Below are 25,241 nucleotides of genomic sequence, written 5' to 3' on the forward strand. Positions count from 1 at the left end.
ACCCGGAACCGTGTATCGGGCAATTCTATCACGCATGACTACCCGCCCTGTCCGGCGCCAAACGTCCGGCAGGGTGGATGCGTTCCGAGGTCAGCTCTTGGTCAGGTACTCCGGAACGTCGAAGCTACAGCCGTAGACGTCGGCCATGCCTGGCGGCTGGGACGTCTTGACCTCGGTGTTGAACTCGAGGGTCTGATGCTCGGAGGACGGGACGTAGACCTCACGTCGTCCGGTTTCGGATCCGTCCTTCGAGCGAGCGCGCACGATGCACATCGCGTCACGTGACGAGTCGTCGCGCGTGACGGTGAAGCGGATCTTCACCGTGGAGTCGTTGGCGATGTCGAACGAGATGGTCTCGGTCTCGATTTCCTTGACCGCAAATTTTCCGTACGCGTAGTACGCGATTCCGCCGCCTACGACGATGACGAGTGCGGTCAGAGCCCACACCATCCACTTGCGGGGACTGCCCGTGCGAGTTGTGCTCGGGTACCGATCTTGGGGAAGCGGTTTGCTCATCACTCTGCTCTCGAAGACTCGAGTTCACGTGTCGTGCAGCAACTGACTGTGTCCCGCCGAATTACCGAAGGGGTCACGGCTGCGCCAGGAACTCTCGGGTGGAACTATAGAGGACGTGTCCCGTCGCGCCGTCGGTAGGTTTGTCGGCAGTCGGTACGTTTGACGGCAACCACCCGGAGTAATCCGAGCGGTGCACAGCGTGTGACTCGAAGACTGCCGGTGACGGCTACAGGTGAACTGCCGGTGACGGCTACAAGTGAACTGCCGGCAACGGCTACAGGTGAAGTTGAGGTGAACGAACACGTGAGCGGATTCCGGCTCATGGCCGTCCATGCCCATCCCGACGACGAGTCGAGCAAGGGTGCGGCCACCACCGCCCGTTATGCAGCCGAAGGCCACGAAGTGATGGTCCTGACGCTCACCGGGGGTGAGCGTGGCGACATTCTCAACCCGGCCATGGACGTTCCCGGTGTCCGCGATCGAATCAGCGAAGTTCGCCAGGAGGAGATGGCCGAGGCCGCTCGCATCTTGGGCGTGAAGCAGCGCTGGCTCGGTTTCGTCGATTCCGGGCTCCCTGAGGGTGATCCTCTTCCTCCGCTGCCCGAAGGGTGCTTCGCCCTCGTTCCGCTCGAAGAGTCGACGCGCGCTCTGGTCAAGGTGATTCGCGAGTTCCGTCCCCACGTCGTCACGACGTACGACGAGAACGGCGGATACCCGCACCCTGATCACATCCGGTGCCACGAGGTGTCGATGGCTGCCTACGAGGCCGCTGCCGATCCCGAGTACTTCCCCGAGGACGGTCAGCCGTGGGAAATCAAGAAGGTCTACTACTCGCACGGATTCATCCGTAAGCGCCTCGAACTCTTCCAGGAGGAGTACGAGCGTCGCGGTGAGCCGTTCCCGATGGCGGACTGGCTCAAGAAGTGGAAGACCGAGCGCGGCGACATGATGGTCCGAGTGACCACTCAGGTCACGTGCGGCGACTACTTTCCCCAGCGCGACGACGCTCTGCGTGCGCACGCGACGCAGATCGATCCCAACGGTTCGTTCTTCGCTGTGCCGCTCGATATTCAGCAGAAGATCTGGCCCACCGAGGAATTCGAGCTCGCCAAGACGCGGGTCACCACGTCCATTCCGGAAACCGACCTGTTCGCAGGTCTCGAAGAGGACGCTCAGAAGTGAATGCTCTGTCCGCCGAGGTAGTTCTCGGCACCACACAATTTCTTGCTCAGACCCCGAGTAACCCATCCGGCCCGGAGTTCGGAAAGTCGTCTCCGGTCGGCCTGCTGGTGATTCTTGCGCTGCTCATCGGTGTGATCCTCTTGGTCCGGTCGATGAACCGCCAGCTCAAGAAGCTGCCGGAAACGTTCGAACCGGATCATCCCGAACTCGATCAGCAGGCAGACGAAGGCACCGACCGGGGAGCGATCACAGCTCCGAGCCCGGCGGAACCGAACGTCTCTACCGAGAAGAAGCCGAAGCAAGACTCCTGAGACGAACGAGGTAGCGACGATGGACCCACGGCTGCGCAACAACCTGGGTGGGTCCTCGAGCCCCTACCTGCGTCAGCACGCCGACAATCCGGTCCACTGGCAACAGTGGGGCGAAGAGGCGATGGAGTGGGCGCGCGAGCGCAACGTGCCGATCCTCCTCTCGATCGGATACTCGGCGTGCCACTGGTGTCACGTCATGGCGCACGAGTCGTTCGAGGACGACGAGATCGCGGCCGTCATGAACGCGAACTTCGTCTGTGTGAAGGTGGACCGCGAAGAACGTCCCGACATCGACGCCGTCTACATGAATGCGACGGTCGCGATGACCGGTCAGGGCGGCTGGCCCATGACCTGTTTTCTGACTCCCGACGGTTCACCGTTCTACTGCGGCACGTACTACCCGCCGACGCCTCGCGGCGGAATGCCGTCGTTCACACAGCTTCTCGAAGCGATAGCCGACACCTTCACGAATCGGCGCGACGAGGTCGACAACGCGGCGCAGTCGATCGTCACGGAACTTCAGCGCGCGTCTGGCGGAATTCCGTACGGCGGAGCGCCTATCGACGCCGAACTGCTGAACGCGGCGGGTCGATCGATCCTCGGTGACGAGGACATCCCGCGCGGGGGATTCGGTGGGGCACCGAAGTTTCCACCGTCGGCACTACTGGAGGGGCTGCTCCGACAGTTCGAGCGAACGGGTTCGGGCGAGATCTTCGGCGGTATCGAGCGCACCGCCGAAGCAATGGCACGCGGCGGTATCTACGACCAGTTGGGCGGGGGATTCTCGCGCTACTCGGTCGATGCCGAGTGGGTGGTTCCGCACTTCGAGAAGATGCTCTACGACAATGCGTTGCTCCTGCGGTTCTACGCGCACTTGGCGCGGCGAACCGGATCGGACCTGGCCACCCGCGTCGCCAGTGAGACCGCAGGGTTTTTGCTCTCCGATTTGCTGACCGAGAACGGTTGCTTCGCTTCGGCTCTCGATGCCGACACCGACGGCGTCGAAGGCCTCACGTACGTATGGACGCCGACGCAGCTGGTCGAGGTACTCGGTGCGGAGGACGGGCAGTGGGCGGCGGACTTGTTCCGGGTCACCGATACCGGAACCTTCGAAGAGGGTGCGTCGGTATTGCAATTGCTCCGTGACCCCGACGACTGGTCGCGCTGGCAGACGGTCTCCGACGCTCTACGCGCCGCCCGGGCTCAGCGTCCACAGCCTGGCCGCGACGACAAAGTGGTGACGGCCTGGAACGGGTTGACCGTCACGGCTTTGACGGAAGCGGGACTTGCCCTGGACCGACCCGACTGGATCGCGGCGGCGGCCGAGTGCGCTGGCGCTCTTCTCGACCTTCACCTGGTAGACGGCCATTTGCGTCGCGCTTCCCTCGGCGGGGCTGTCGGCGCCCCGACGGGAGTGCTCGAGGAATACGCAATGTTGGCCACCGGCCTTCTGGCTCTCTACCAGGCAACGGGATTCGCGCGGTGGCTCGATGCGGCGCAGCAGTTGCTCGACGTCACGCTCGACCACTTCGCCGATCCGGCCGAGCCGGGAAGCTGGTTCGACACGGCCGATTTCGCGGAGTCCCTCGTCACACGGCCCCGAGACCCGTTGGACGGCGCGACGCCGTCCGGTGCGTCGAGCGTCGCGGAGGCTCTGTTGACCGCGGCGGCGTTGACCGATGCCGGTCGATCCTCTCGTTACGCCCAGGCCGCGGCGGACGCGTTGGCGAGGGCCACGCTGCCGCTCGAGCGTGCGCCTCGGTCGGCGGGACACTGGCTCACAGTGGCGGAAGCGTCGTTGCGTGGTCCGATACAGGTTGCCGTCGTCGGGGAAGGTTCGCTGTTGGCCGATGCCCGGCGGCTTGCCCCGGGTGGTGCAGTGGTTGTCGGCGGAGCGCCGGATTCTTCACCGCTGCTTGCAGATCGCCCCCTTGTCGACGACGGTGAAGCCGCCTACATCTGTCGGGGATTCGTGTGTGATCGGCCGGTGACGACGGTGGTGGAACTGGCGAATCAGTTGAACACGACGAGCCATACCGCGATGTAGTGGCAGATCGCTGCGATGACAGTGGCAGCGTGGAAGAACTCGTGATGCCCGAACGTCGTCGGCCACGGGTTGGGCCATTTTGTCGCGTACAGAATTGCGCCGACGCTGTAGAAGATTCCGCCGACGAGCAGCAGCACCATCGGCGCCACACCGACCTGGTGTGTCAGTTCACCGACCACGGGAACGATCGCCCAGCCGAGGAGAAGGTAGAGCGGTACCCCCACCCATTTCGGCGCGGTGGGCCAGAGCATCTTGAGGGCAACGCCGGCCAGTGCACCTGCCCACACGATCGCAAGAATGATCTTGCCGGTGTGGGTGGGAAGGCCGAGCATGGCGAACGGTGTGTAGCTGCCGGCGATGAAGAGAAAGATCATCGAATGGTCAGCACGCTTCATCCACGTACGGCCCTTGACGGTCTGCCACTGGATGCGGTGATACGTCGCGCTGATGCCGAAGAGGCCGCAGATCGTGATGCTGTAGATCGCGGTTGCCCAAGCCGCCTTGGCGCCCACCTGAGCGCCGGCTACGGAGACGAGAACAATGCCCGCGACGACGGAGACACCGAGCGCCCACAGATGGATCCAACCGCGCATGCGTGGTTTGACCGGAAGCTCGTCGAGCCCGAATGCCGTCATGTGCAACCCCTCTCGTTCCATGCTGTTGCGAACTACGTAACCTACGGTACCGTAGGTTACGCACCAGTAGCATAACCTACCTGCGGGTTTTCGACGCGTACAAAAAGCGTGACGGCGCTCGCATGTGGCTGTCACTGCCGGGCGTAGTCTTTGACACCATGGTGATGTCACGGTGAATCTGCGCGGACTGCTGTACAGCATCTACGAGCGACGGCTCCTCAGTCATCTCGACGGTCTCGCGCACCCACGGCACGTAGCCGTGATGTGTGACGGAAACCGGCGATGGGCTCGCGAGAACGGCTTCACCGATGTCAGTCACGGGCACCGCATGGGCGCGCTCAAAATTGCCGAATTGCTCGAGTGGTGCGACGCCGCCGGAATCGAGATGGCAACCATCTACCTGCTCTCGACCGAGAACCTGCGCCGCGAGCCGGAAGAACTCGACACGCTCCTCGAGATCATCACCGACGTCGTCGAAGAGATCTCCGGGCCCGGCAAGAACTGGAGTGTGCAGATCGTCGGTGCTCTCGATCTTCTGCCCCCCGAGCAGTCCAGGCGCTTGCGGGAAGCGGCGGCGGGGACCAGTGGCCGAACCGGGACACATGTCAACGTCGCGATCGGATACGGCGGACGTCAGGAGATCGCCGACGCCGTCCAGTCGCTCCTGCGCGACAAGATCGGTGCGGGTCTGAGCGGAGACGAACTGATCCAGGCCGTCACGGTCGACGGCATCGACGGTCATCTGTACACGTCGGGACAGCCCGATCCGGATCTGGTGATCCGCACCTCCGGCGAGCAGCGGCTCTCCGGATTCCTGTTGTGGCAGAGCGCTTATTCGGAGATCTGGTTCACCGAGGCGTACTGGCCCGAGTTCCGTCGAGTCGACTTTCTTCGAGCCTTGCGTGACTACGCGGCGCGCCACCGCCGGTTCGGCGCCTGAGCCGTCTCAGAGCTTGCGCAGTCGGAGCCGGTTGATCGTGTGATCGGCGTCCTTGCGCAGTACCAGGGTTGCGCGGGGGCGGGTGGGGAGAATGTTCTCCACCAGGTTCGGGTGATTGATCGAGTTCCAGATCTCCTTCGCCGCGATGGTCGCGTCACGGTCGGAGAGGCCGGAGTAGTGGTGAAAGTGAGCGTTCGGATCGGCGAACGACGTGTTGCGTAGCGCGAGGAACCGCTGGATGTACCAGGCTTCGATGTCCTCGATACGGGCGTCGACGTAGATCGAGAAGTCGAACAGATCGGAGACCATCAGACGCGGGCCGGTCTGCAGGACGTTGAGGCCCTCGATGATGAGGATGTCAGGCTGGCGGATCAGGTGGTACTGGCCCGGGATGATGTCGTACGACGTATGCGAATAGACCGGCGCCGCTACCTCTTCCGCCCCGGACTTGACTTCGGTGACGAAGCGCAACAGCTTGCGGCGATCGTAACTTTCGGGAAAACCCTTGCGGTGCATGATGCCCCGACGCTGGAGTTCCCTGGTCGGATAGAGGAATCCGTCCGTGGTGACGAGGTCGACGCGTGGATGGTGGTCCCAGCGGGCCAGGAGAGCTTGCAGCACACGAGCAGTCGTGGATTTTCCGACCGCGACCGAACCGGCGACACCGATGACGAAGGGCACCTGACGGTCGGGATGCTTCTCACCGAGGAACGTCGCGGTGGCCGCGAACAGCCGTTGGCGTGCCGCCACCTGCAGGTGGATCAGACGTGCGAGGGGGAGATAAACCTCGGCAACTTCTTCGAGATCGATCTGCTCGCCGAGACCACGCAGGCCGTACAACTCGTCCTCGGTCAACACCAGCGGCGTCGACTTACGCAGTGTCCGCCACTGCTTGCGGTCGAACTCGACGTAGGGACTCGATTCGTTGGTGCGCGCCATCAGCCCAGCTCACCGGCATGTAGTGAACCCGGGGCCCGGCGGACGAAACAGCTATGCGAGCAAGCCAGGCGCGTGTGCGCACGATCCGAGTGCATAGTCGGATTGTGCTCGGTGCCACGTCCGGGACTTTCGCCGGGTGGCATTCCGGAGCGAGCGGCTAGGCTCGGTCGTTATGGATCCAGACACACTTGTTCGCCAATATCTGCTGCTCGGACTGGGTTTCGACCGTCTCGAAGACGGGTTCGTCGACGCGTTCACCGGTGACCCCGCGCTGCGTAAGCAGATCGAGAGCGCCCCGAAGCCCGATCCGCGTGAACTTGCCCGCACGGCACGTGAATTGCGGGGCGAGCTGGCCGGAAGTGGTCTGAATGCCGAGCGCGCTCATTTCATCGACGTTCACCTTCGCGCGCTGGAATGCTCCGGGCGCAAGTTCGCGGGTGAGGACATCGGCTTCGTGGACGAGGTGGAGGCGTACTTCGACGTACGAATCGAAAAGGGAAACGAGGACGCCTACAGCGACGCTCACCGGTTGATGGGTGAAGTTCTGCCCGGTCCGGGACCGCTGGCGCAGCGAGTGCAGGCGCATCGCAAGGCCGACGAGATCCCCGCGGGGAGACTGAACGAGTGCGTCGAGGCAATGTCGAGTGCGCTGCGCGATCTGGTCCGCGGCACGTTCGGGCTTCCGGCGTCGGAAACCGTCGAATACGAAGTGGTGGGGGACAAGCCGTGGTCCGGCTTCAACTACTACCTCGGTGACTACCGCTCCAAGGTTGCGATCAATTCGGATCTGCCGCAGTTCATGGCCAACCTGCCGCGGCTGATCGCGCACGAGTCCTACCCCGGCCATCACACCGAGCATTGCCGTAAGGAAGCCGGTCTGGTCGGTTCGGGTCAGCTCGAGCAGACACTGTTCCTGGTCAACACGCCGCAGTGCATCATGGCCGAAGGCCTCGCAGATCTGGCGCTGGAAGCGATCGTCGGTCCGGAGTGGGGCTTGTGGGCGCAGGACATCTACGCCGATCTCGGCTTGTCTTTCGACGGGGAAAAGGCGCAACGGCTCTCCGCCGCGTCGGGGCAACTGCTGAGTGTTCGTCAGGATGCCGCTCTGATGTTGCACGACGAGGGGCGCAGCCTCGACGACGTGGCGCTGTTCCTCGAACGGTGGTCGCTGTCGACGCCGGAACGCGCTCGCCAATCGCTCAAGTTCCTGTCTTCACCGCTGTGGCGGGCGTACACCAGCACGTATGTCGAGGGATACCGGCTGCTCGGGGGCTGGCTGGACGAGGTGCCGGTGGGCGCAGAGCGCACCGAACGCTTCCGCAGGCTGCTCGACGAGCCGCTGGTCCCCAGCTCTCTGCGTGCTGCCTAGTGCCGGGTGGAGACGGCGGGAGCGAACTTCGTAGACTGGACGCATTCGTTTCCGCATCCAGCTTGGAGATTCCTCGATGACCGCTGTGCCCGGCTCCGACGTCAACTCTGCATCACTCGCCGAACTCGACCCCGAAGTCGCCGAGGCGATGGCTGGTGAATTGGCTCGTCAGCGCGACACGCTCGAGATGATCGCGTCGGAGAACTTCGTTCCCCGCTCGGTTCTGCAGGCTCAGGGCAGCGTCCTGACCAACAAGTACGCCGAGGGCTACCCGGGACGTCGTTACTACGGCGGTTGCGAGCACGTCGACGTCATCGAGGATCTGGCGCGCAACCGTGCGAAGGAACTCTTCGGTGCAGAGTTCGCGAACGTTCAGCCGCACTCGGGCGCACAGGCCAACGCTGCTGTTCTGATGGCACTGATGAACCCGGGTGAGAAGCTGCTCGGCCTCGACCTTGCACACGGTGGTCACCTCACGCACGGCATGAAGCTGAACTTTTCCGGCAAGTTGTACGACGTCGCGTCCTACGGCGTCAGCAAGGAAGATCACCGCATCGACATGGACGAGGTGCGCTCGATCGCCCTCGCCGAGAAGCCGAAGGTCATCGTTGCCGGTTGGTCCGCGTACCCGCGTCAGCAGGACTTCGCGGCGTTCCGTGCGATCGCCGACGAGGTCGGGGCGTACCTGTGGGTGGACATGGCTCACTTCGCCGGACTCGTTGCCGCAGGCCTGCACCCGTCGCCCGTCCCGTACGCGGACGTCGTCTCCTCGACCGTCCACAAGACCCTCGGTGGACCGCGTTCCGGCCTGATCCTGGCGAAGAAGGAGTGGGCCAAGAAGCTCAACTCCGCTGTCTTCCCGGGTCAGCAGGGTGGACCGCTCATGCACGCCATCGCGGCCAAGGCAGTCACCTTCAAGATCGCTGCCGGTGAAGAGTTCAAGGATCGTCAGGCACGCACCCTTTCCGGTGCGCGCATCCTTGCCGAGCGTCTGGGCAACAAGGACGTCGCAGACCAGGGCATCAGTGTCCTGACCGGCGGCACAGACGTCCACCTCGTTCTCGTGGACCTGCGTAACTCGCAGCTCGACGGCCAGCAGGGTGAGGACCTTCTGCACGAAATCGGCATCACGGTCAACCGCAACGCTGTTCCGTTCGATCCCCGCCCGCCGATGACCACCTCCGGTCTGCGTATCGGTACCGCAGCGTTGGCCACCCGCGGATTCGGCGATGCCGAGTTCACCGAGGTCGCCGACATCATCGGTACCGCTCTGGCCGGCAACGCGGATCTGCCGGCGCTGCGTGCGCGCGTCGCCAAGCTCGCCCTCGACCTTCCGCTGTACGACGGTCTCGAGAACTGGGGCCTGCTCAGCAAGAACGTCTAGGTATTCCTTCACCGACGGCCCGGTCCCTTTCGAGGGGCCGGGCCGCTGGTTTTTTGCCAGTCGCGGATTGTGGCATCGGTCACATGACCGATGGTGGCCGAGTTCGGCGCTTCCTAGCCTGAGAGCATCACCCCTCCGGCGAAGGAAACCCCATGACCGAACAGAATCTGCATTGGCTCTCCGCTACCGAGATGGCGGCGTCGGTCGCGTCGAACAGTCTCTCGCCCAACGAGATTGCCGAAGCGATGATCCAGCGCGTCGACGCCGTCAATCCGTCGATCAACGCGATAGTGCAGTTCGATCGCGAGCAGGTCACGCGCGACGCGGCCGAACTCTCACGGCAACAGGAATCGGGCGAGAAACTCGGCCCGCTGCACGGCGTTCCATTCACGATCAAAGATCTGACGGCAGTCGACGGGCTGCCGACCACGTTCGGGATGAAGCCGATGGCCGACAACATCGCGACGGGAAATGCCGTCGTCGTGGACAGGCTGCGCGGCGCCGGCGGACTGTTCCTGGGAAAGACGAACACTCCCGAAAGCGGTTACTACGGTGGCACGGACAACCACCTGTACGGGCCGACGCACAACCCGTGGAAGCTCGGCAACAGCGCGGGCGGGTCCAGTGGCGGTGCGTCGGCTGCCGTGGCTGCAGGCCTCGGGCCACTGGCCGAGGGCAGTGACGGCGCCGGATCGGTGCGTATCCCGTCGGCGCTCTGCGGGGTCGTCGGGCTCAAACCGACCACCGGCGTCATTCCGCAGACCATTCTGGCCGGGCGGTTCTACAACTGGGCGTACCACGGTCCGATCACCAGGACCGTCGCCGACAACGCGCTGATGCTCGACATCATGGCCGGGCCGGACAATGCGGATCCGCTCTCGATCGAGCGTGCGGAGACCTCGTACGTCGAAGCGGCGAAGGGTGACGTGAAGGGGCTTCGCGTCGCGTGGTCGACGAATCTCGGCCTCGGCCATGTTGATCCAGAGGTGCTGGCAGTGTGCCTCGACGCGCTGGCGGCATTCGAGGAATTGGGTGCCCAGATCACCGAGGCGACCCCGCAGTGGGGAAATCCGTCGGAGTCGATGTGGAACGGCATCTGGGTTCCCGGTTTCGCTTCCGAATACGACTTGCTCGACTGGGAGAACCAGCGCGGCGAGGTCGACGACAACCTGATCGAGATCATGCACGAGGCCGAGCGGCTCACCGGTGTCGACGTCGGGCGGGCCGACGCATTCCGCGGCGTCATGTGGGACACGTGGACCACGTTCATGAACGACTACGACGTGTTGGTCTCGCCGACCTTGGCTTCGGCCACGTTCCCGCTCAGTCAGTTCGCGCCGTCATGGCTCGAAGGTGCGTCGTTGCGTGAGCAGTTGCTCGATTGGCTCTTCACCTACCCGTACAACATGCTCAACAACCCCGCGATCACCGTGCCCGCCGGATTCACCGCCGACGGTCGACCCGTGGGGCTGCAGATCGCCGCACGCCACCGCCAGGACGCACTGGTTCTGCGGACTGCCGCGAACTTCGAAGCGGTGCGTCCGTGGGCGGACAGGAAGCCGGCCGATTCACTGGTGGTGGCCTAGCTCACACGATTGGCTAGATTGGTGTGATGACGTCTGTACTGCCTGATCGCGGCGCTGGACCTGACATGTTCGCGCCGCGATCGCCGGCGGCCGGGGCGTACGGCATTCTCGGCCTGTGCGCCGAAGAACTTCGCGCACGTGGACTCGCGTACTCGGCTGCGGCGGTCACGTACCGAGACCCGTCGAGCGGACGGCATCGGGCTTTGGCGAGTTCCGGATACGACGCCAGGGTGCTCGAGTTCCTGCTCGACGACTTCGTCGCCGATCGCAATCTCTTCGGCATCATTCGCGAGGCTTCGGGCGTGCCAGTGTTCTGGCAGGACGTGCCACGATTCGAGCAGGTCGAGATGGTTACCGATGTTCTGCGGCCGTCCGGGTACGCCGAGGGCGCGTCGGTCGCATTGGGGTTCTCCGGCCGTGAGGTGACCGGATTGCTGCACATGAGCTTCGCGGATTCCGGCGTCGTCGATCGCGTGCGCGAGGTGGTGGCGGCGTCCAGCGCGGCCTGCTCGCGCGTCGTGGGGGACCAGGTGGCGCTCGATCGTGTCCATCTGAGCCCACGGGAGATCCAAGTACTGCAATTGGTGGCCAGGGGCGCGGGCAATGTCGAGATCGCCGAGGAGTTGTTCGTCAGCCGTCGCACCGTCGCCACCCACCTCGAGAACATCTTCGTCAAGACCGGAACCAATTCGCGGGTTCAGGCAGCGGTGCGCGCCGCGAAGTGGGGTCTGATCGAGTCCTGAGTGACGCTGAATCACACGAGTGGCATTTTGTTACCTGGCGTTCACCAGATGTGCGGCTCGTTCCGTGGCGCGAGTGTCCGATCCGCAGTACCGTCGGCAGTAACGAGTAACCAGAAGTTACTTGTGCGGGAGGTTCTGATCGTGACTGAAACACTCAGTACGAGAGGGCCGGCGCCCGGCCCTTGTTTCAGCTGACACAGCGTCACCTGACACCAGAGCCGTCCGGCCCAGCGAGCTGAGTTTGCGCGGGTGCCGCGCAGACCTAGGAGCCCAACGTGACTGCATCACGCTCCGTCTCTGCCCACTCGGCCCGGGCTGATCTATCAGCCGGGAATCATTCGGGAGATGCACTTCGCACGTACGTCTTGGATACCTCGGTACTACTGTCCGATCCATGGGCTGTCACTCGATTCGCCGAACACCACGTGGTACTGCCACTGGTCGTGATCAGCGAACTCGAAGGCAAGCGACACCACCACGAACTGGGATGGTTCGCCCGAGAATCGCTCCGCATGCTCGACGATCTCCGGATCGAATACAGCCGCCTCGACCGTCCGGTACCGATCGGCACCGAGAACGGGACACTGCAGGTCGAACTCAATCACACCGACCCTGCGGTCCTCCCCGTCGGATTCCGCACGGACAGTAACGATTCGAGGATTCTGGCGTGCGCGCTGAACCTTGCGGCGGAGGGCAAGGACGTAGTCCTCGTCAGTAAGGACATACCGCTTCGTGTGAAGGCAGGCGCGGTGGGACTGCCTGCCGACGAGTACCACGCTCACGACGTCGTGCCATCGGGATGGACGGGCATGACCGAGCTGGACGTCGCCTCGACGGACATCGACGAGCTGTTCAACGAGGGTTTCCTGGACCTTGACGAAGCACGAGATCTGCCGTGTCACACGGGTCTTCGTCTGCTCGGTGGTTCGTCGAGCGCCCTCGGTCGGGTGACTCCCGACAAGCGCATCCAGTTGGTGCGCGGTGAGCGTGAGGCGTTCGGACTGCACGGCCGCTCCGCCGAGCAGCGCATTGCGCTCGATCTCCTCATGGACGAGAGCATCGGCATCATCTCTCTCGGCGGCAAGGCAGGCACCGGTAAGTCGGCCTTGGCTCTGACAGCAGGTTTGGAAGCCGTTCTCGAGCGCCGCACCCAGCGCAAGGTCGTCGTCTTCCGTCCGCTGTATGCCGTTGGCGGACAAGAACTCGGCTACCTTCCCGGTAGTGAGAGCGAGAAGATGGGCCCGTGGGCTCAGGCCGTTTTCGACACTCTCGACGGGTTGGCTTCGCCAGAGGTTCTCGAAGAGGTTCTCGCCCGCGGAATGCTGGAAGTGTTGCCGCTGACGCACATTCGCGGTCGGTCGCTGCACGATTCGTTCGTGATCGTCGACGAAGCGCAGTCACTCGAACGAAATGTTCTGCTGACAGTGCTTTCTCGTCTGGGAACCGGCTCGCGAGTGGTCCTCACGCACGACGTCGCGCAGCGTGACAACCTGCGAGTGGGCAGGCATGACGGAGTTGCGGCCGTCATCGAGAAGCTCAAGGGGCACCCGCTCTTTGCGCACATCACACTCACGCGCAGTGAGCGGTCGCCGATCGCCGAGTTGGTGACCGACATGCTCGAGGAGTTCGGCCCCACTTCCTGAGAAGCGATCTCCCCGTGCGGACTTCGGTCTGCACGGGGAGATTCTTGGGTTTTCAGTAGTTCAGTTTTGCAGCGGTCCGAGTTCGTTGTCGAGAACTTCCTGCACCACACGCATTGCCGCCAGCCCCGCCGGCGCGCCGCAGTACGCGCTCGCGTGGATCACGGTTTCGACGATCTCGGTGCGCGTCAAGCCGTTTCGTAGTGCTCCGCGTACGTGGCCTTTGAGTTCGTTCTCCGCGCGCAGCGCGATCAGCATCCCCAGATTGATCAGACTGCGGCTGCGGCGATCCAGTCCGGGACGCGTCCATACCGAACCCCAGACGTTGGCCGTCACGAAGTTCTGCAGTTCTTCGCTGTCGGTGCCGCGGGTGCGCTCGAAGGCGGCGTCGACAAAATCGGCCCCCATGACTTCGGTGCGCACAGCCAAGCCGGCGTCGAAGGAGTCAGGCGTGGTGTTCTCGGGCATGGCAGGTTCGCTCGCTTTCGGCAGGTGATTTCAGGCCGGAGCAAGCCTACTTCGTGTCCCGCTCCCGACGACTGCACGGCCGACCGCGGTCACCACACCCCACGCGACGTCTCGCAGACTGAAGTAGTCACGCCAGACGGAGACCTTGCCGTCGCGCAGTTCGAAAGTTCCGCACACCCAGAATTCGATGCGCAGCGGCCCGACGGTCAGGATGTCGGTGCGTTCGGTGAGCACCGTGGACTCGTCGCCGACGATGTGGTGCATCTCGGCCTCGAATTTCAGTGAAGGCTTGGTGACCAGACGAAGCGCTCGCACGACGGTCTTCTTGCCTCGCAGTGTGGGGAGCGAGACGTTCTGCCAGACGATGTCGTCTGTCATCAATTCCGCTGCTGCGTCCACGTCGAAATCGGTGAGGGCCGCGAACATTGCGTTCACCGTGGCTGTCGAACTACTCATGGGGTGTCCTTGGCTGATTATTCGGCCGGTGTTGCCCGGATGAAGGTACCGAGATGATCGTGATCGAAGTACTCCAAGGTTAGCGAGTTTCCGTCGTAGGTGGCCTTCGAGACCGTCCCGGCCGGTGCGTTCTCGCCGCTGAGCGGAAACGTGAAGGTGTTTCCGTCCCAGTGGGTCAGCGGATACGTCACCGCGGCGGGACCCATCGTCAAGGTCAGCGCAGCGTTCTGCTGCGTCACGAGTGCGGGACCCCAGTACGGGTTGCCGTAGTCGCCGGTCAATTGGTTTGTCGGTGGGGCAGGAGCGGGAGTGGCCGGCGGTGTCTTCCCGGCAAGTTCGCCCTCGGGATCGGCTTGTGAGGCAAACGCCGCTTCGTACAGCGGGCGCCACTCGCGGGTGATCTTCCCGAACTGCACCAGATCGGCGAACTCGGCGGTCAAGGTCTCCGCGACGCCGGTGGGCGTGCCGTTGGTCAGAACGACGATGCCGACGTCAGCGGAGGGAATCGTCACGAAATTTGTCCCGGCTCCGACCAGGAAGGCGCCGGAGTGGCTGGCGGTGACACGGCCTGCGGCGCTGTCGGAAACGTTGAACCCGTAGCCGTAGAAGCCGGAGCGTTCCCCGATTTCCTGCGCGTGGCGCGAGACGATCTCCGGGTTCACTGCGGGCACGAGCGCATCCGTCTGTACGACCTGCTGCCCCTGATACTGACCGCCGGACAGCACCATGTCCAACCACTTGGCCATGTCGTTCGCCGAGGAGCTGACTCCACCGGCGGGGGATTGGGCGTCGGCGTCCCGAACCGGGCCTATCTTGTACTTTCCGTCTTCGAGGATGTGGCCCACTGTTCGATTTTCTCGGGCTTGGTAATCGGCGAACCGCGAAGACGTCGACGTCATACCGAGCGGGCCGTAGATTGTGTTCTGCGACAGCGTTTCCCAATCGGTGCCCGCCGCAGCTGCAACGGCCTCAGCGCCGGCTGTGACGCCGAAGTTCGTGTACTCGTATGTGATTCGAAATGGATTGAGCGGTAGTTGGCGAAGCTTCTCGAGCACCTGGGCCCGGTTGTAGCCCAGGTCCTCCAGCCCGTCGCCGGCGTGGTCCGGTAATCCCGACCGATGCGTGTAGAGATCGGAGATCGTGAGGTGGTCGGTCACCCACGGATCGGCAAGCGCAAACCCCGGCAGTTTCGAGATCACCGGAGTGTCCCAGTCGACGGTCCCGATTCCGACTTCGTGGGCGACCACCGTGGCTCCTACCGATTTCGACACCGACGCCAGTTGGAACACGGTGTCGGCATCGACGGTGGCGCTCTTACCCAACTCGCGAACCCCGAATCCCTTTGCATACACAGTCTTACCGCCGTGCACCACGGCCACAGCCATGCCGGGGACGCCCGAACTTGCCATGAGATCGTTCGCGAGGCCGTCGAGCTTCCCGACCGCGTCGTCGATTTGCCCGTCCGGGATCGGCACCCCGGCGTCGAGACCGGGGCTGGCGTCGCTGACGACCGGCCCGGGCGCTGAGGTGGTGTCTGAATCGGACGAGCATCCGGCGAGCAGGGCGACCGTCAGTACTACCGGAACCGCCGCAGCCGACAGGCGCGAGCTGTTTCTACTGGTGATGGACACGAGATTCTCCCTAGCAGGGCTGTCGTCGGTACCACTCGGTCAATCCAGTATCGGGGAACGGCGGGCTGAGATACGGACAAATCGGGAAACCTTGTAGCTACTTCGGGGTCTTGGTCGCCAGACTGCCGAGAATGGAGCCTTCTGTGACGGGCTTCCAGGGGAGCAACAACGCGACCAGCAGCGCGGTGATCAGTGCTGCGCCGACCGTGAAGTACGACGCGATGGCGAAGCCTTCCAGGCATGCGGCCTTCATCGTGTAGATCAGACTGTCCTTCTGCTGCTCGAAGAGCGGACTGATGTCGCGCGAGCGGATCTCGATGACGCTGAGCACCGACTCACGAGCGAAGCCCTTCTCCTGTGCCGACATCACGGCGTCGGGAATGGCGTCGACGATCGGAGCCACCTTGGACGTGTAATACGAGGCGACGATCGAGCCGATGACGGCGACGCCCAGGGTCCCACCGAGTTCACGCGTCGTGTCGTTGACTGCCGAGCCTGCGCCGGCTTCGTCGAGGGGCACCGAGGACATGATGGAGTCGGTAGCCGGTCCCTGGACAATTGCGAGGCCCAGACCCATGAGAACCATCGAGATCACGACGGGTCCGAGGTAGGGCGTCTCGACGGTCGTCTGGCCGGCCAGGAACATGCCGCCGCTGAGGACGAGGAGGCCGAACACCATCACTGCGGTCGTGCCGAGTTTCTGTGCCGCCAAGGTGGCGACGGGAGCGCCCACCGCAACAGCGGCGGCGAAAGGCAAAGAGTGGATGCCGAATTCGAGTGGCGAGTATTCGCGAACGCCCTGGAAGTACTGCGTGATCAGGAACAAGAACCCGAACATGCTGAAGTAGCTGACCGCAATAGCCAAGGCGGGGAATGAAAACCGCCGGATTCGGAAGAGATTCATGTTCAGGATCGGCGCATCGGTGCGCAGTTCCCATGCGACGAATGCCGCCAACAACACTGTCGCAGAGAGGTATCCCGTGATGCTGAATGGCGACACCCATCCGCGATGTGGCGCGTCGATGATGGTCCACACGAGAATGACGATGCCGAGGAGCGACAAGATTGTTCCGACGAAATCGAATCGGCCGACGTGAAGCGCCTTCGATTCCGGAACAACCAGCAGCACACCGACGATGACCAGCAACGCAGCCGGAACGTTCATCCAGAACACCGAGTGCCAGGAGAAGTGCTCGAGAAGCCAACCGCCTGCCGTCGGGCCGATGGCAATCGCGAAGCCGGCCATTGCGGTCCAGGCCGCGATGGCGATGGCTCGTTCTCTGGCGTCGGTGAAGATGTTCGTGATCATGGCCAGGGTGGCCGGAAAGACCGCTGCGGCAAAGACACCCATGGCAGCGCGCGCCATGATCACCTGTTCGAGGTTGGAAGCCAAAGCGCCGACGAGCGACATCGCGCCGACGCCGATCAGACCGATGATCATCACTCGGCGGCGTCCGAAGCGGTCACCCAGGTGGCCGAAAGTGAGTAGGAACCCGGCGAAGGTCAACGTGTACGCGTCGACGATCCATTGCAGGTCACTGACGCTGGCGAACAGGTCGACGCTCATCGTCGGCAGTGCGACGTTGACCACTGTGTTGTCCAGCACGACAAGGAGTTCGGCGAGGCAGATGAAGATCAGCGCAGTGAATCGACGGGACTTGGTCATCATAGGCGCCGAGGGCGCCGGTGCAAGTGTGTGAGACATGTTTGTACGCCATCTCTGCTCCTGCGCGGACGGCAGCAGCGGTTGGAAGTAGAGGGGTTGGTCAGCTCGGGGCCGAGACCAGAGCCTTGAGGTGCGCGCCGATCCGATCGAGAGGCGCGGTGGTGTGCTGAGCTTTTGCCATCAGAGTCGCGCCTTCGATCGACGCGATCACGACGGTTGCCCACTGTGCTGCAGTCTCGGACGGCTGTCCCTGCTGCCAGAAGAACGATGTGAGAAGCGATTCCCACGAGGTGAAGGATTCGCCCGCAGCAGTTAATGCCGCCGGCGTCGACGCGCCCTCCACCGCCGCGGCTGCGACCGGACAGGAGGAGGTGAAATCGCTCTCTACCAAGCTGTTTCGAAATATTGTGACAACCGCGTCGATGATCTCCGGTGGGGAAGACTGAGCGATCATCGAACTGATGGCGGCGCTGACGCCTCGGCCGAAGTAGGCAACTGCTTCGCCGGCCAGCTGTCCTTTGCCTTCGGGAAAGTAGTGGTACACCGACCCGCGGGGAGCTCCCGAGCGTTCGACGATCTCGGTGAGCGAGGTCGTCGCGATCCCGTGTTCACGGAAGGCATTGATGGCGCCGACCAGCATCAGAGTGCGGGAATCGGAGTCGGCCATCCCGCCATCGTATGCAATCGCAGAGCTGTTCGATTCATCTGGTGCCGCTGATTCTCTTGGTACTCCCCACTTGCGACGCGCTGCGGCGATCGGACAACGCGTCTGCGGGCCGGTCATGGCAACGAGGTGTCTCGAGGTGTGTTCATCACTGCCTCCCAGTATGTCGATCGGTATAGGAACGAATCTGAGACTAGATGTAACTGACAGACACAGTCAAGTGTTGTGTGCAGGTAGTGGGTATTGATCGATATTCATGGTGGCAAAACTCCCGGATCAGTGGTTATATCGTGCGGTATAGAGCTGTTGCTTCGAGCGCCAGCTCCGGAGGAGAGGAAACGGCATGCCGGTACCGACGTCAGTTGCACGAAAACGAAGAATCGAAGTCGCAGTCGGGAAGTATTTCGCCAATCCGCTGGTCACCGGATTGAATCGGATCGGTTTGATGCCGTCGTTGATGACCGAGATCGAGACGGTTGGACGCCGAACCGGTCTGACCCGCCGAGTGCCCGTTGCGATCACCTACGACGGCGACGAGGCGTGGGTCATCGCGCAGCACGGCATCGACAGGGGCTGGGGCGCCAATATCTCTGCGACGCCGAAGGTTCGGATCCGTCGCCGCGGCGAGTGGGTGGACGGACAAGCCCAGATCATGCCGGACGACGACGTCCCGGCGCGGGTGAAGACATTCACGTCGGGGAAGTTCAGATCGGCGCTGACGGCCTCTGCCTTTCGCGGATTGCAGACCGATCCGGTCAGTGTTCGCATCAGGCTCGAACTCGATCCGTCGACCGATTGAATCAACGGGAGTTGAAGTAGTCGGTACGGAATGACCCGGTGCGTTCTCGTCGTTGACGAATGCAGCGGTGGCGCGATCGCCACTGCACACGACGAAGGAGCAGGGTCATGCGCATCGGAATCATCGGAGCCGGTCAGATCGGTGGCACGCTCACACGTAGGCTCGCTGCGCTCGGTCACGACGTGCGCGTCTCGAACTCGCGGACACCGGACACCCTTGCAGAACTGGAAGCGGAGACGGGCGCTAAGGCAGTCCGCAGCACCGAGGCCGCCGAGGGCGCCGAGCTGGTCATCGTGAGCATCCCGCAGAAAAACGTGGTCGATCTACCGGCGGGGATCCTCAGCGGTGCGGTCGCCGGTGCCCCGGTCATCGAGACCAACAACTACTACCCGCAACAGCGTGACGGTCTGATCTCGGCCATCGAGGACGGACAGACCGAAAGCGGATGGGTGCAGGAGCGCCTGGGTGTACCGGTATTCAAGGCGTTCAACGGAATCTGGTGGAAGCATCTCCTCGAGAAGGGGCTTCCCGAAGGTGCAGAGGGGCGCATTGCGCTACCCATCGCCGGCGACGACGACGCGAACAAGCAGGTCGTGTTCGATCTGATCAATCAGTTGGGCTTCGATCCTGTCGATGCGGGAACGATCGACGATTCCTGGCGTCAGCAGCCGGGAACTCCGGTGTACGGCAAGGACTTCGATCGTGAAGCGACGTTGAAGGCATTGGCCGAGGCGAGCCCCGATCGCACCGACGAATGGCGCGCAAACACTACGGTGTAGGGAAAAGAGTGGCGGTTTCCGAAGTGGAAACCGCCACTCTGTTGTTTGTTCAGTCCTTGACCTTCGCCATCGCCAGAACGTCGAGACGCTTGTCGAGTTCTTCCTCGCTCAGCTTGTCCGGGACGAGTCCGCGCTCGATGACGACCTGGCGGATCGTCTTCTTCTCTTTGAGCGCCTGCTTCGCGACGGCCGCGGCTTCCTCGTAACCGATCGCCGAGTTGAGGGGCGTCACGATCGACGGTGACGATTCGGCGAGTGTCTTGAGGTGCTCCTCGTGCGCGACCAGTCCGCTGACACACTTGTCGGCGAACAGTCGAGAGACGTTGGCCAGCAAGGTGAACGACTCCAGCAGGTTGCGTGCCATGACCGGGATGTAGACGTTGAGTTCGAACGCTCCGGCAGCGCCGCCCCACGCGATGGCGGCGTCGTTTCCGATCACCTGAGCCGCAACCTGAGTGGTTGCCTCGGGCAGGACCGGGTTCACCTTGCCGGGCATGATCGAGCTACCCGGCTGCAGATCGGGGAGTGCGATCTCGCCGAGTCCGGTCAGCGGACCCGATCCCATCCACCGAATGTCGTTGGCAATCTTCGTCAGTGAGACTGCGATGGTCCGCAGCGCGCCCGACGCCTCGACCAGTCCGTCACGCGCGGCCTGTGCTTCGAAGCTGTTCTTCGCCGGAGTCAGCGCGTCGACGCCTGTCGACTTGACCAGCTCGGCAACAACTTTGGGGCCGAATCCATCCGGAGCATTGAGACCGGTGCCGACTGCTGTTCCGCCGATCGGCAACTCGCCGAGGCGGGGGAGTGTTGCGTTGACGCGCTCGATGCCGGCCTCGATCTGACGTGCGTAACCGCCGAACTCCTGACCGAGCGTGACCGGCACAGCGTCCATCAGGTGGGTGCGTCCGGATTTGACGACGGTCTTCCACTCGGACGCCTTCGTGGCAAGCGCAGCATGCAGATGTTCCAGTGCCGGAACAAGATCGGTGACCGCTGCTTCGGTAGCGGCGACGTGCGTGGCGGTGGGGAAGGTGTCGTTGGAGGACTGCGACATGTTGACGTGATCATTGGGGTGTACGTCCACGCCCGCGGCCTTCGCGATGGACGCGATGACCTCGTTGGCGTTCATGTTCGAGCTGGTTCCCGAGCCGGTCTGGAAGACGTCGATGGGGAACTGATCGTCGTGCTTGCCTTCGGCGATCTCGTTCGCGGCGGCGATGATTGCGTCGGCCTTGTCCGCGTCGAGCAGTCCGAGGTCCTTGTTGACCTGCGCACACGCTGCTTTCAGCAAGCCCATTGCGCGGATCTGGGTGCGCTCGAGTGGGCGCCCGCTGATCGGGAAGTTCTCGACTGCACGCTGGGTCTGTGCCCGCCACAGCGCGTCGATGGGCACCCGAACTTCGCCCATGGTGTCGTGTTCGATTCGGAACTGTTGATCGTTGCTCTCCGTCATGGCTCCACATTGCCACTTTTGGAGGGCGGGTAGGGGACTACGTCCCCCGTGAGCGGTTAAGGAGTGCAGGGACTCCCTAACCGCTCACGGGGCGGAGCCGATCAGAACGTCGGGGGAACCGCGCCCTCTTCGCCGTCGAAGTCGACGGAGCTGTACTCACGCAGCTTCTCGAGACGGTGGTACGCGTCGATCATGCGAACGGTGCCGGACTTGCTACGCATCACGATGGACTGCGTGCTGGCGCCGCCGCCGTAGTAGCGGACACCGCGCAGCAGGTCACCATCGGTGACGCCCGTGGCGCAGAAGAAGACGTTCTCGCCGGAGACGAGATCTTCGGTGGTCAGGATCCGATCGAGATCATGACCGGCGTCGATGGCCTTCTGGCGCTCTTCGTCGTCGGTGGGTGCGAGCTTGCCCTGCAGCGATCCACCCATGCAGCGCATGGCTGCTGCGGCGATGATGCCCTCAGGCGTTCCGCCGATGCCGACGAGCATGTCGGTGCCGGACTCGGGACGCGCTGCGGCGATGGCGCCGGCAACGTCACCGTCGGAGATCAGACGGATACGGGCGCCGGTGTCGCGCACGTCCTGGATCAGCTGGTTGTGACGCGGGCGGTCCAGGATGCAGATCGTGATGTCGGAGACCGACGCCTTCTTGACCTTGGCGACGCGCTTGATGTTCTCGGCGATCGGTGCGCTGATGTCGATGACATCTGCAGCGTCCGGTCCGACAGCGATCTTCTCCATGTAGAACACGGCCGACGGATCGAACATCGCGCCGCGCTCGGCAACAGCCAGAACGGAGATCGCGTTGGGCATGCCCTTGGACATCAAGGTGGTGCCGTCGACCGGGTCGACGGCGAAGTCACAGTCTGGACCGTCGCCGTTTCCGACCTCTTCGCCGTTGAACAGCATCGGCGCTTCGTCCTTCTCGCCCTCACCGATGACGACGATGCCGCGCATCGAGACGGAGGAGACGAGCTGACGCATAGCGTCGACGGCTGCTCCGTCGCCGCCTTCCTTGTCGCCGCGGCCTACCCAGCGGCCGGCAGCCATAGCACCGGCTTCGGTGACTCGGACCAATTCGAGTGCGAGGTTACGGTCCGGGGTCTCACGATGAGTGCTGCTGGCCGTCATGTGCGGTGCCTCCTGGCGCGGTCGCGGTCGACGGGGTGTGTCGACGCAGTGGTTTCTTCAGGCGTCATTGTCCCAGATGGGAGCGGCTACGTGCGCTGTCGGGTCGCTGCTGCGACGTTTTGTCTCGCTCGAAGGGGACCGGGAATCGTATCTACTGCGCAGTACCTGGATACTGGGGGTGTGGCATCGAAGAAACCCCGCATTCTCGAAGACAACAAAGACATGGTCTGGTCACTCGTACCGTTGGTGCTGTTCTGCATCATCATTGCGGGCATCGCCAGCCAGTGCACATTTAGTCCTGGCGGCCCGACGCAGGGGCCTATCCCGAGCGTCGACGTGGACGCAGCTCTGAACTACGACGCGAAGGAACTCGGATTTCCCATCCGTAATCCCGGTGTTCCGGACGGGTGGACCCCGAACTCCGGCAGTCGCAAAATCATCTCCGGCGACGGTGGTGGAGATTCGAGCACTGTGGGATTCATCACGACCAGTGGTCGCTACATTCAGCTGACACAGAGCAACGCCGAGGAATTCCCGTTGGTGTCACACGTTGCCGGTGGACAGCGATTCGCGACCGGAGTCGAGACCGTCGGTGCCGATACGTGGAACGTCTTCGGCGGCGAAGGTGTCGAGTCGATCTGGGTCACGGACGTCGGGGATGTTCGCCTGTTGCTCACGGGCGCGGCGACGCCGGACGAGTTCCGGATTCTTGCCGAGAAGGTCGGCGCAGCGCAGCCGATCACGCCATAGGATTTCCGGTCGGAGCGGACGTTACTCGTCCGCTTCGGCCAGAGCCTTTTCGACGCGAGCCCTGGCGCCGGCCAAATGCTCTTCACAGCGCTTGGCCAACGCTTCGCCTCGCTCCCACAGTGAGAGTGACGCGTCGAGGTCCAGGCCGCCCTGTTCGAGAATCTTCACGACGCTCACCAATTCGTCGCGGGCTGCTTCGTAGCCGAGTTCGTTGATGTCGGTGTCGGTGGCGTTGCTCATTTTTCTCTTCCCATCACTGCGGCGCGAACGGCGCCGTCTGCAAGTCGAACTCGAATCTGGGTTCCGGGTGGCGCGTCCTCGACCGAGCGCAGAACCTCCGGATCGCCGTCGGCGACAACACGTTGCACGACTGCGTACCCGCGGGCCAGCGTCGCGGCGGGGCCGAGAGTGGTGAGCCGGGCGCGCAGATGCTCGATCGTTCGGGACTCGGAGTCGATCAACCGAGTCACATCGCGTCGCCCGGCGGCCTGGAGCCTTTCGACCTCTTCGGCGCGACGGTCCACCGCGAGCAGTGGTGATGCCATGACCGGTCGAGTGCGCAACTGTTCGATCAGGTGAGACTCACGCTTGACCCAGCTGCGCAGTGCCGCAGCGCTGCGGTCACGAAGATCGGCAACCAGAGCAGCTTCCGCAACCGCGTCGGGTACGACGCGCTTGGCCGCGTCGGTGGGTGTGGCTGCGCGCAGGTCGGCGACGTGGTCACTGAGCGGGCTGTCCGGCTCGTGGCCGATGGCACTGACGATCGGCGTCGTGCAGGCCACGATGGCGCGGCACAGCGCTTCGTCGGAGAACGGCAGAAGATCCTCGACGCTACCGCCGCCGCGAGCCAGGATGATGACGTCGACTACCGGGTTGGCGTCGAGTTCCTTCAGCGCTTCGATGATCTGGGGAACAGCAGTCGGGCCCTGCACCGCGGTGTTACGCACCGCGATAGCCACTGCGGGCCAACGACGGTGGGCGACCGAGACGACATCCTTTTCGGCCGCGCTGGCTCGGCCCGTGATCAGGCCGATCGTGCCGGGCAGAAACGGAAGAGGCCGTTTGAGTCTCGGATCGAACAAGCCCTCCGCGGCGAGCAAGGCGCGCAGTCTCTCGATGCGGGCCAGCAGCTCACCGATACCCACGGCGCGAATCTCGGTGACACGCAACGACACCGTTCCGCGTCCGGTGTAGAACGAGAGCTTGCCGAACATCACGACACGCGAGCCCTCGGTCAACGGCACCGGAGAGTTGTGCAACAACTGTGGTGAGCATGTGATCGACAGCGACATGTCTGCCGACGGATCACGCAGAACGAGAAAGGCCGTTCGGGTACCGGGGCGTGCATTGATCTGTGTGATCTGACCTTCGACCCAGATGCTGCCGAGTCGATCGATCCAGCCGGCGACCTTGGCGGAAACCGTGCGGACCGGCCACGGCTGCTCAGCGCTGCTGGCGCCGGACGATCGCTGCGATGAAGCGGGGGGCGTTGCGGAAGTCACTTTGCCTTGGCTGTGGTGATGCGGTTGGTGAGCATGGTCTGGAACGGTGCGCGGGCGAGCGTCGCATTCTCGTAGTCCAGGACGGCGGTCAGCTCGTCGATGCTGAGCGTCCGGATACGCGCACGGAGCTGTGCGAGTGTGAGGTTGGGGTAGTCGAGTTCGGTGACGATCTCGGGCTCTTCGGCAGGTCCGTCCGTCGTAGCTGCCGCGGATTCGGACTCGGCGCCGGGTGCGGGCTCCTCGATGGGGGCAGTCGGCTCGAGCGAGTAGAGCGCGAAGCGTCCGGCGTTGGTCGGGGTGTCAGCGGTGGTCGCGCCGGTGGTCGACGCCGAGTCTGCGGGAGCGTCGGCGTCCTCGTCGAAGACCGCCCACTCGGGCTGTTCGTCCTCGGAAGACCAGTTGATCAGTGCAAATGCCTGATCGCCCTTGATCGCCAACGAGGTGATCGACTGCTGCACGCGCATGCTTGTCTGCAGCATCTGGCTCACGGCGGTCATCGGCAGGGCGACAGCGGTGGTGGGCAACTTCTTTGCCTCTTCCATCGCGGTGACGGCGAGTCCCGCGGCAACGCGCGCCACGAACGGTGGTCGGATCATTCCCACAGCTTGCCGCAAAGCTCCGACAATCGGTAGCCGACTTGCCTGT

General features: G+C 63.5%; 25 protein-coding genes. 12 read left to right on the forward strand and 13 right to left on the reverse strand.

Annotated elements, in window-relative coordinates; translation table 11 throughout:
- Positions 1-90: 90 nt before the first annotated feature.
- Complete coding sequence (locus tag CPI83_RS08975; protein WP_020970262.1) at positions 91-516, reverse strand: DUF4307 domain-containing protein; 426 nt, start codon at positions 514-516, stop codon at positions 91-93.
- A 303-nt stretch (positions 517-819) separates the two neighbouring features.
- Here CPI83_RS08975 and mca point away from each other — a divergent pair, with 303 nt between their 5' ends.
- Genes mca through CPI83_RS08990 form a run of 3 tightly spaced genes read left to right on the forward strand, consistent with a single transcriptional unit; the run spans position 820 to position 4,056 of the window.
- The gene (gene mca / locus CPI83_RS08980; RefSeq protein ID WP_020908526.1) at positions 820-1,698 is read left to right on the forward strand and encodes a mycothiol conjugate amidase Mca; all 879 of its coding nucleotides are present in this window, start codon (positions 820-822) and stop codon (positions 1,696-1,698) included.
- Entirely contained in the window at positions 1,695-2,009 is a 315-nt protein-coding gene (locus CPI83_RS08985; protein WP_097387111.1) for a hypothetical protein, read from the forward strand. The genes mca and CPI83_RS08985 overlap by 4 nt, the downstream gene beginning before the upstream one ends.
- A 19-nt stretch (positions 2,010-2,028) precedes the next feature.
- Positions 2,029-4,056 (forward strand): thioredoxin domain-containing protein, encoded by a 2,028-nt coding sequence (locus tag CPI83_RS08990; protein WP_097387112.1) that lies wholly within the window; start codon positions 2,029-2,031, stop codon positions 4,054-4,056.
- Here the strand turns inward: CPI83_RS08990 and CPI83_RS08995 are convergent.
- Positions 4,023-4,691 carry a hemolysin III family protein gene (locus tag CPI83_RS08995; protein ID WP_020970260.1) on the reverse strand — a complete coding sequence of 223 codons (669 nt, stop codon included), beginning with the start codon at positions 4,689-4,691 and terminating at the stop codon, positions 4,023-4,025. The two genes, CPI83_RS08990 and CPI83_RS08995, sit on opposite strands and share 34 nt — an antisense overlap.
- A 172-nt stretch (positions 4,692-4,863) precedes the next feature.
- On the opposite strand from CPI83_RS08995, the gene CPI83_RS09000 reads away from it, so the two are divergent.
- Positions 4,864-5,631: an isoprenyl transferase gene (locus CPI83_RS09000; protein ID WP_003945211.1), complete on the forward strand. Its 768-nt coding sequence runs from the start codon at positions 4,864-4,866 to the stop codon at positions 5,629-5,631.
- A 6-nt stretch (positions 5,632-5,637) separates the two neighbouring features.
- Here CPI83_RS09000 and coaA read toward each other — a convergent pair whose 3' ends face one another.
- Positions 5,638-6,570: a type I pantothenate kinase gene (gene coaA / locus CPI83_RS09005; RefSeq protein ID WP_003945270.1), complete on the reverse strand. Its 933-nt coding sequence runs from the start codon at positions 6,568-6,570 to the stop codon at positions 5,638-5,640.
- Between the two features lie 172 nt (positions 6,571-6,742).
- On the opposite strand from coaA, the gene CPI83_RS09010 reads away from it, so the two are divergent.
- From CPI83_RS09010 to CPI83_RS09030, 5 genes are all read left to right on the forward strand, one after another.
- Positions 6,743-7,939, forward strand: a complete 1,197-nt coding sequence (locus CPI83_RS09010; protein ID WP_069146350.1) for a DUF885 domain-containing protein — start codon at positions 6,743-6,745, stop codon at positions 7,937-7,939.
- A 76-nt stretch (positions 7,940-8,015) separates the two neighbouring features.
- On the forward strand, positions 8,016-9,323 hold the full coding sequence (gene glyA, locus CPI83_RS09015) for a serine hydroxymethyltransferase (protein WP_003945195.1): 1,308 nt from the start codon (positions 8,016-8,018) through the stop codon (positions 9,321-9,323).
- 152 nt (positions 9,324-9,475) lie between these two features.
- The gene (locus CPI83_RS09020) at positions 9,476-10,909 is read left to right on the forward strand and encodes an amidase family protein (RefSeq protein WP_019744590.1); all 1,434 of its coding nucleotides are present in this window, start codon (positions 9,476-9,478) and stop codon (positions 10,907-10,909) included.
- A gap of 26 nt (positions 10,910-10,935) precedes the next feature.
- Positions 10,936-11,652, forward strand: coding sequence for a LuxR family transcriptional regulator (locus CPI83_RS09025; RefSeq protein ID WP_007726367.1), 717 nt, complete (start codon positions 10,936-10,938; stop codon positions 11,650-11,652).
- A gap of 275 nt (positions 11,653-11,927) precedes the next feature.
- The gene (locus CPI83_RS09030; RefSeq protein ID WP_003945274.1) at positions 11,928-13,295 is read left to right on the forward strand and encodes a PhoH family protein; all 1,368 of its coding nucleotides are present in this window, start codon (positions 11,928-11,930) and stop codon (positions 13,293-13,295) included.
- A 60-nt stretch (positions 13,296-13,355) separates the two neighbouring features.
- On the opposite strand, the gene CPI83_RS09035 is transcribed toward CPI83_RS09030, so the two are convergent.
- The 5 genes from CPI83_RS09035 to CPI83_RS09055 form a co-directional block, all read right to left on the reverse strand.
- Positions 13,356-13,760, reverse strand: a complete 405-nt coding sequence (locus CPI83_RS09035) for a carboxymuconolactone decarboxylase family protein (protein ID WP_019744588.1) — start codon at positions 13,758-13,760, stop codon at positions 13,356-13,358.
- A gap of 30 nt (positions 13,761-13,790) precedes the next feature.
- Entirely contained in the window at positions 13,791-14,216 is a 426-nt protein-coding gene (locus CPI83_RS09040) for a limonene-1,2-epoxide hydrolase family protein (RefSeq protein ID WP_019744587.1), read from the reverse strand.
- 17 nt (positions 14,217-14,233) lie between these two features.
- The gene (locus tag CPI83_RS09045) at positions 14,234-15,847 is read right to left on the reverse strand and encodes a serine hydrolase domain-containing protein (RefSeq protein WP_097387113.1); all 1,614 of its coding nucleotides are present in this window, start codon (positions 15,845-15,847) and stop codon (positions 14,234-14,236) included.
- A 97-nt stretch (positions 15,848-15,944) separates the two neighbouring features.
- The gene (locus tag CPI83_RS09050) at positions 15,945-17,516 is read right to left on the reverse strand and encodes an MFS transporter (RefSeq protein WP_029255850.1); all 1,572 of its coding nucleotides are present in this window, start codon (positions 17,514-17,516) and stop codon (positions 15,945-15,947) included.
- Positions 17,517-17,613: 97 nt separating this feature from the next.
- Positions 17,614-18,180, reverse strand: a complete 567-nt coding sequence (locus CPI83_RS09055) for a TetR/AcrR family transcriptional regulator (protein ID WP_003945239.1) — start codon at positions 18,178-18,180, stop codon at positions 17,614-17,616.
- 340 nt (positions 18,181-18,520) lie between these two features.
- Here CPI83_RS09055 and CPI83_RS09060 point away from each other — a divergent pair, with 340 nt between their 5' ends.
- Together CPI83_RS09060 and CPI83_RS09065 are read left to right on the forward strand one after the other, a co-directional pair.
- Positions 18,521-18,976, forward strand: a complete 456-nt coding sequence (locus CPI83_RS09060) for a nitroreductase family deazaflavin-dependent oxidoreductase (RefSeq protein WP_020908518.1) — start codon at positions 18,521-18,523, stop codon at positions 18,974-18,976.
- Between the two features lie 59 nt (positions 18,977-19,035).
- Complete coding sequence (locus CPI83_RS09065) at positions 19,036-19,755, forward strand: NAD(P)-binding domain-containing protein (protein ID WP_097387114.1); 720 nt, start codon at positions 19,036-19,038, stop codon at positions 19,753-19,755.
- A 49-nt stretch (positions 19,756-19,804) separates the two neighbouring features.
- On the opposite strand, the gene CPI83_RS09070 is transcribed toward CPI83_RS09065, so the two are convergent.
- Both CPI83_RS09070 and glpX read right to left on the reverse strand, forming a co-directional pair.
- Positions 19,805-21,208 (reverse strand): class II fumarate hydratase, encoded by a 1,404-nt coding sequence (locus CPI83_RS09070; protein ID WP_019744582.1) that lies wholly within the window; start codon positions 21,206-21,208, stop codon positions 19,805-19,807.
- A gap of 101 nt (positions 21,209-21,309) precedes the next feature.
- The gene (gene glpX / locus CPI83_RS09075; RefSeq protein WP_019744581.1) at positions 21,310-22,344 is read right to left on the reverse strand and encodes a class II fructose-bisphosphatase; all 1,035 of its coding nucleotides are present in this window, start codon (positions 22,342-22,344) and stop codon (positions 21,310-21,312) included.
- A gap of 180 nt (positions 22,345-22,524) precedes the next feature.
- On the opposite strand from glpX, the gene CPI83_RS09080 reads away from it, so the two are divergent.
- Complete coding sequence (locus tag CPI83_RS09080; RefSeq protein WP_029255848.1) at positions 22,525-23,094, forward strand: DUF4245 domain-containing protein; 570 nt, start codon at positions 22,525-22,527, stop codon at positions 23,092-23,094.
- A 21-nt stretch (positions 23,095-23,115) separates the two neighbouring features.
- Here the strand turns inward: CPI83_RS09080 and CPI83_RS09085 are convergent, their stop codons facing one another.
- The 3 genes from CPI83_RS09085 to CPI83_RS09095 are packed head-to-tail and all read right to left on the reverse strand — an operon-like array spanning position 23,116 to position 25,192.
- Positions 23,116-23,334 (reverse strand): exodeoxyribonuclease VII small subunit, encoded by a 219-nt coding sequence (locus tag CPI83_RS09085; protein ID WP_003945276.1) that lies wholly within the window; start codon positions 23,332-23,334, stop codon positions 23,116-23,118.
- A complete protein-coding gene (gene xseA / locus CPI83_RS09090; protein WP_003945258.1) occupies positions 23,331-24,596 on the reverse strand; it encodes an exodeoxyribonuclease VII large subunit in 1,266 nt (421 codons plus the stop codon). Before xseA ends, CPI83_RS09085 begins: the two co-directional genes overlap by 4 nt.
- Entirely contained in the window at positions 24,593-25,192 is a 600-nt protein-coding gene (locus CPI83_RS09095) for a lipid droplet-associated protein (RefSeq protein ID WP_030244398.1), read from the reverse strand. Before CPI83_RS09095 ends, xseA begins: the two co-directional genes overlap by 4 nt.
- Between the last annotated feature and the right edge of the window lie 49 nt (positions 25,193-25,241).

Source organism: Rhodococcus sp. H-CA8f (assembly GCF_002501585.1).
Taxonomy (GTDB): Bacteria; Actinomycetota; Actinomycetes; order Mycobacteriales; family Mycobacteriaceae; genus Rhodococcus_F; species Rhodococcus_F erythropolis.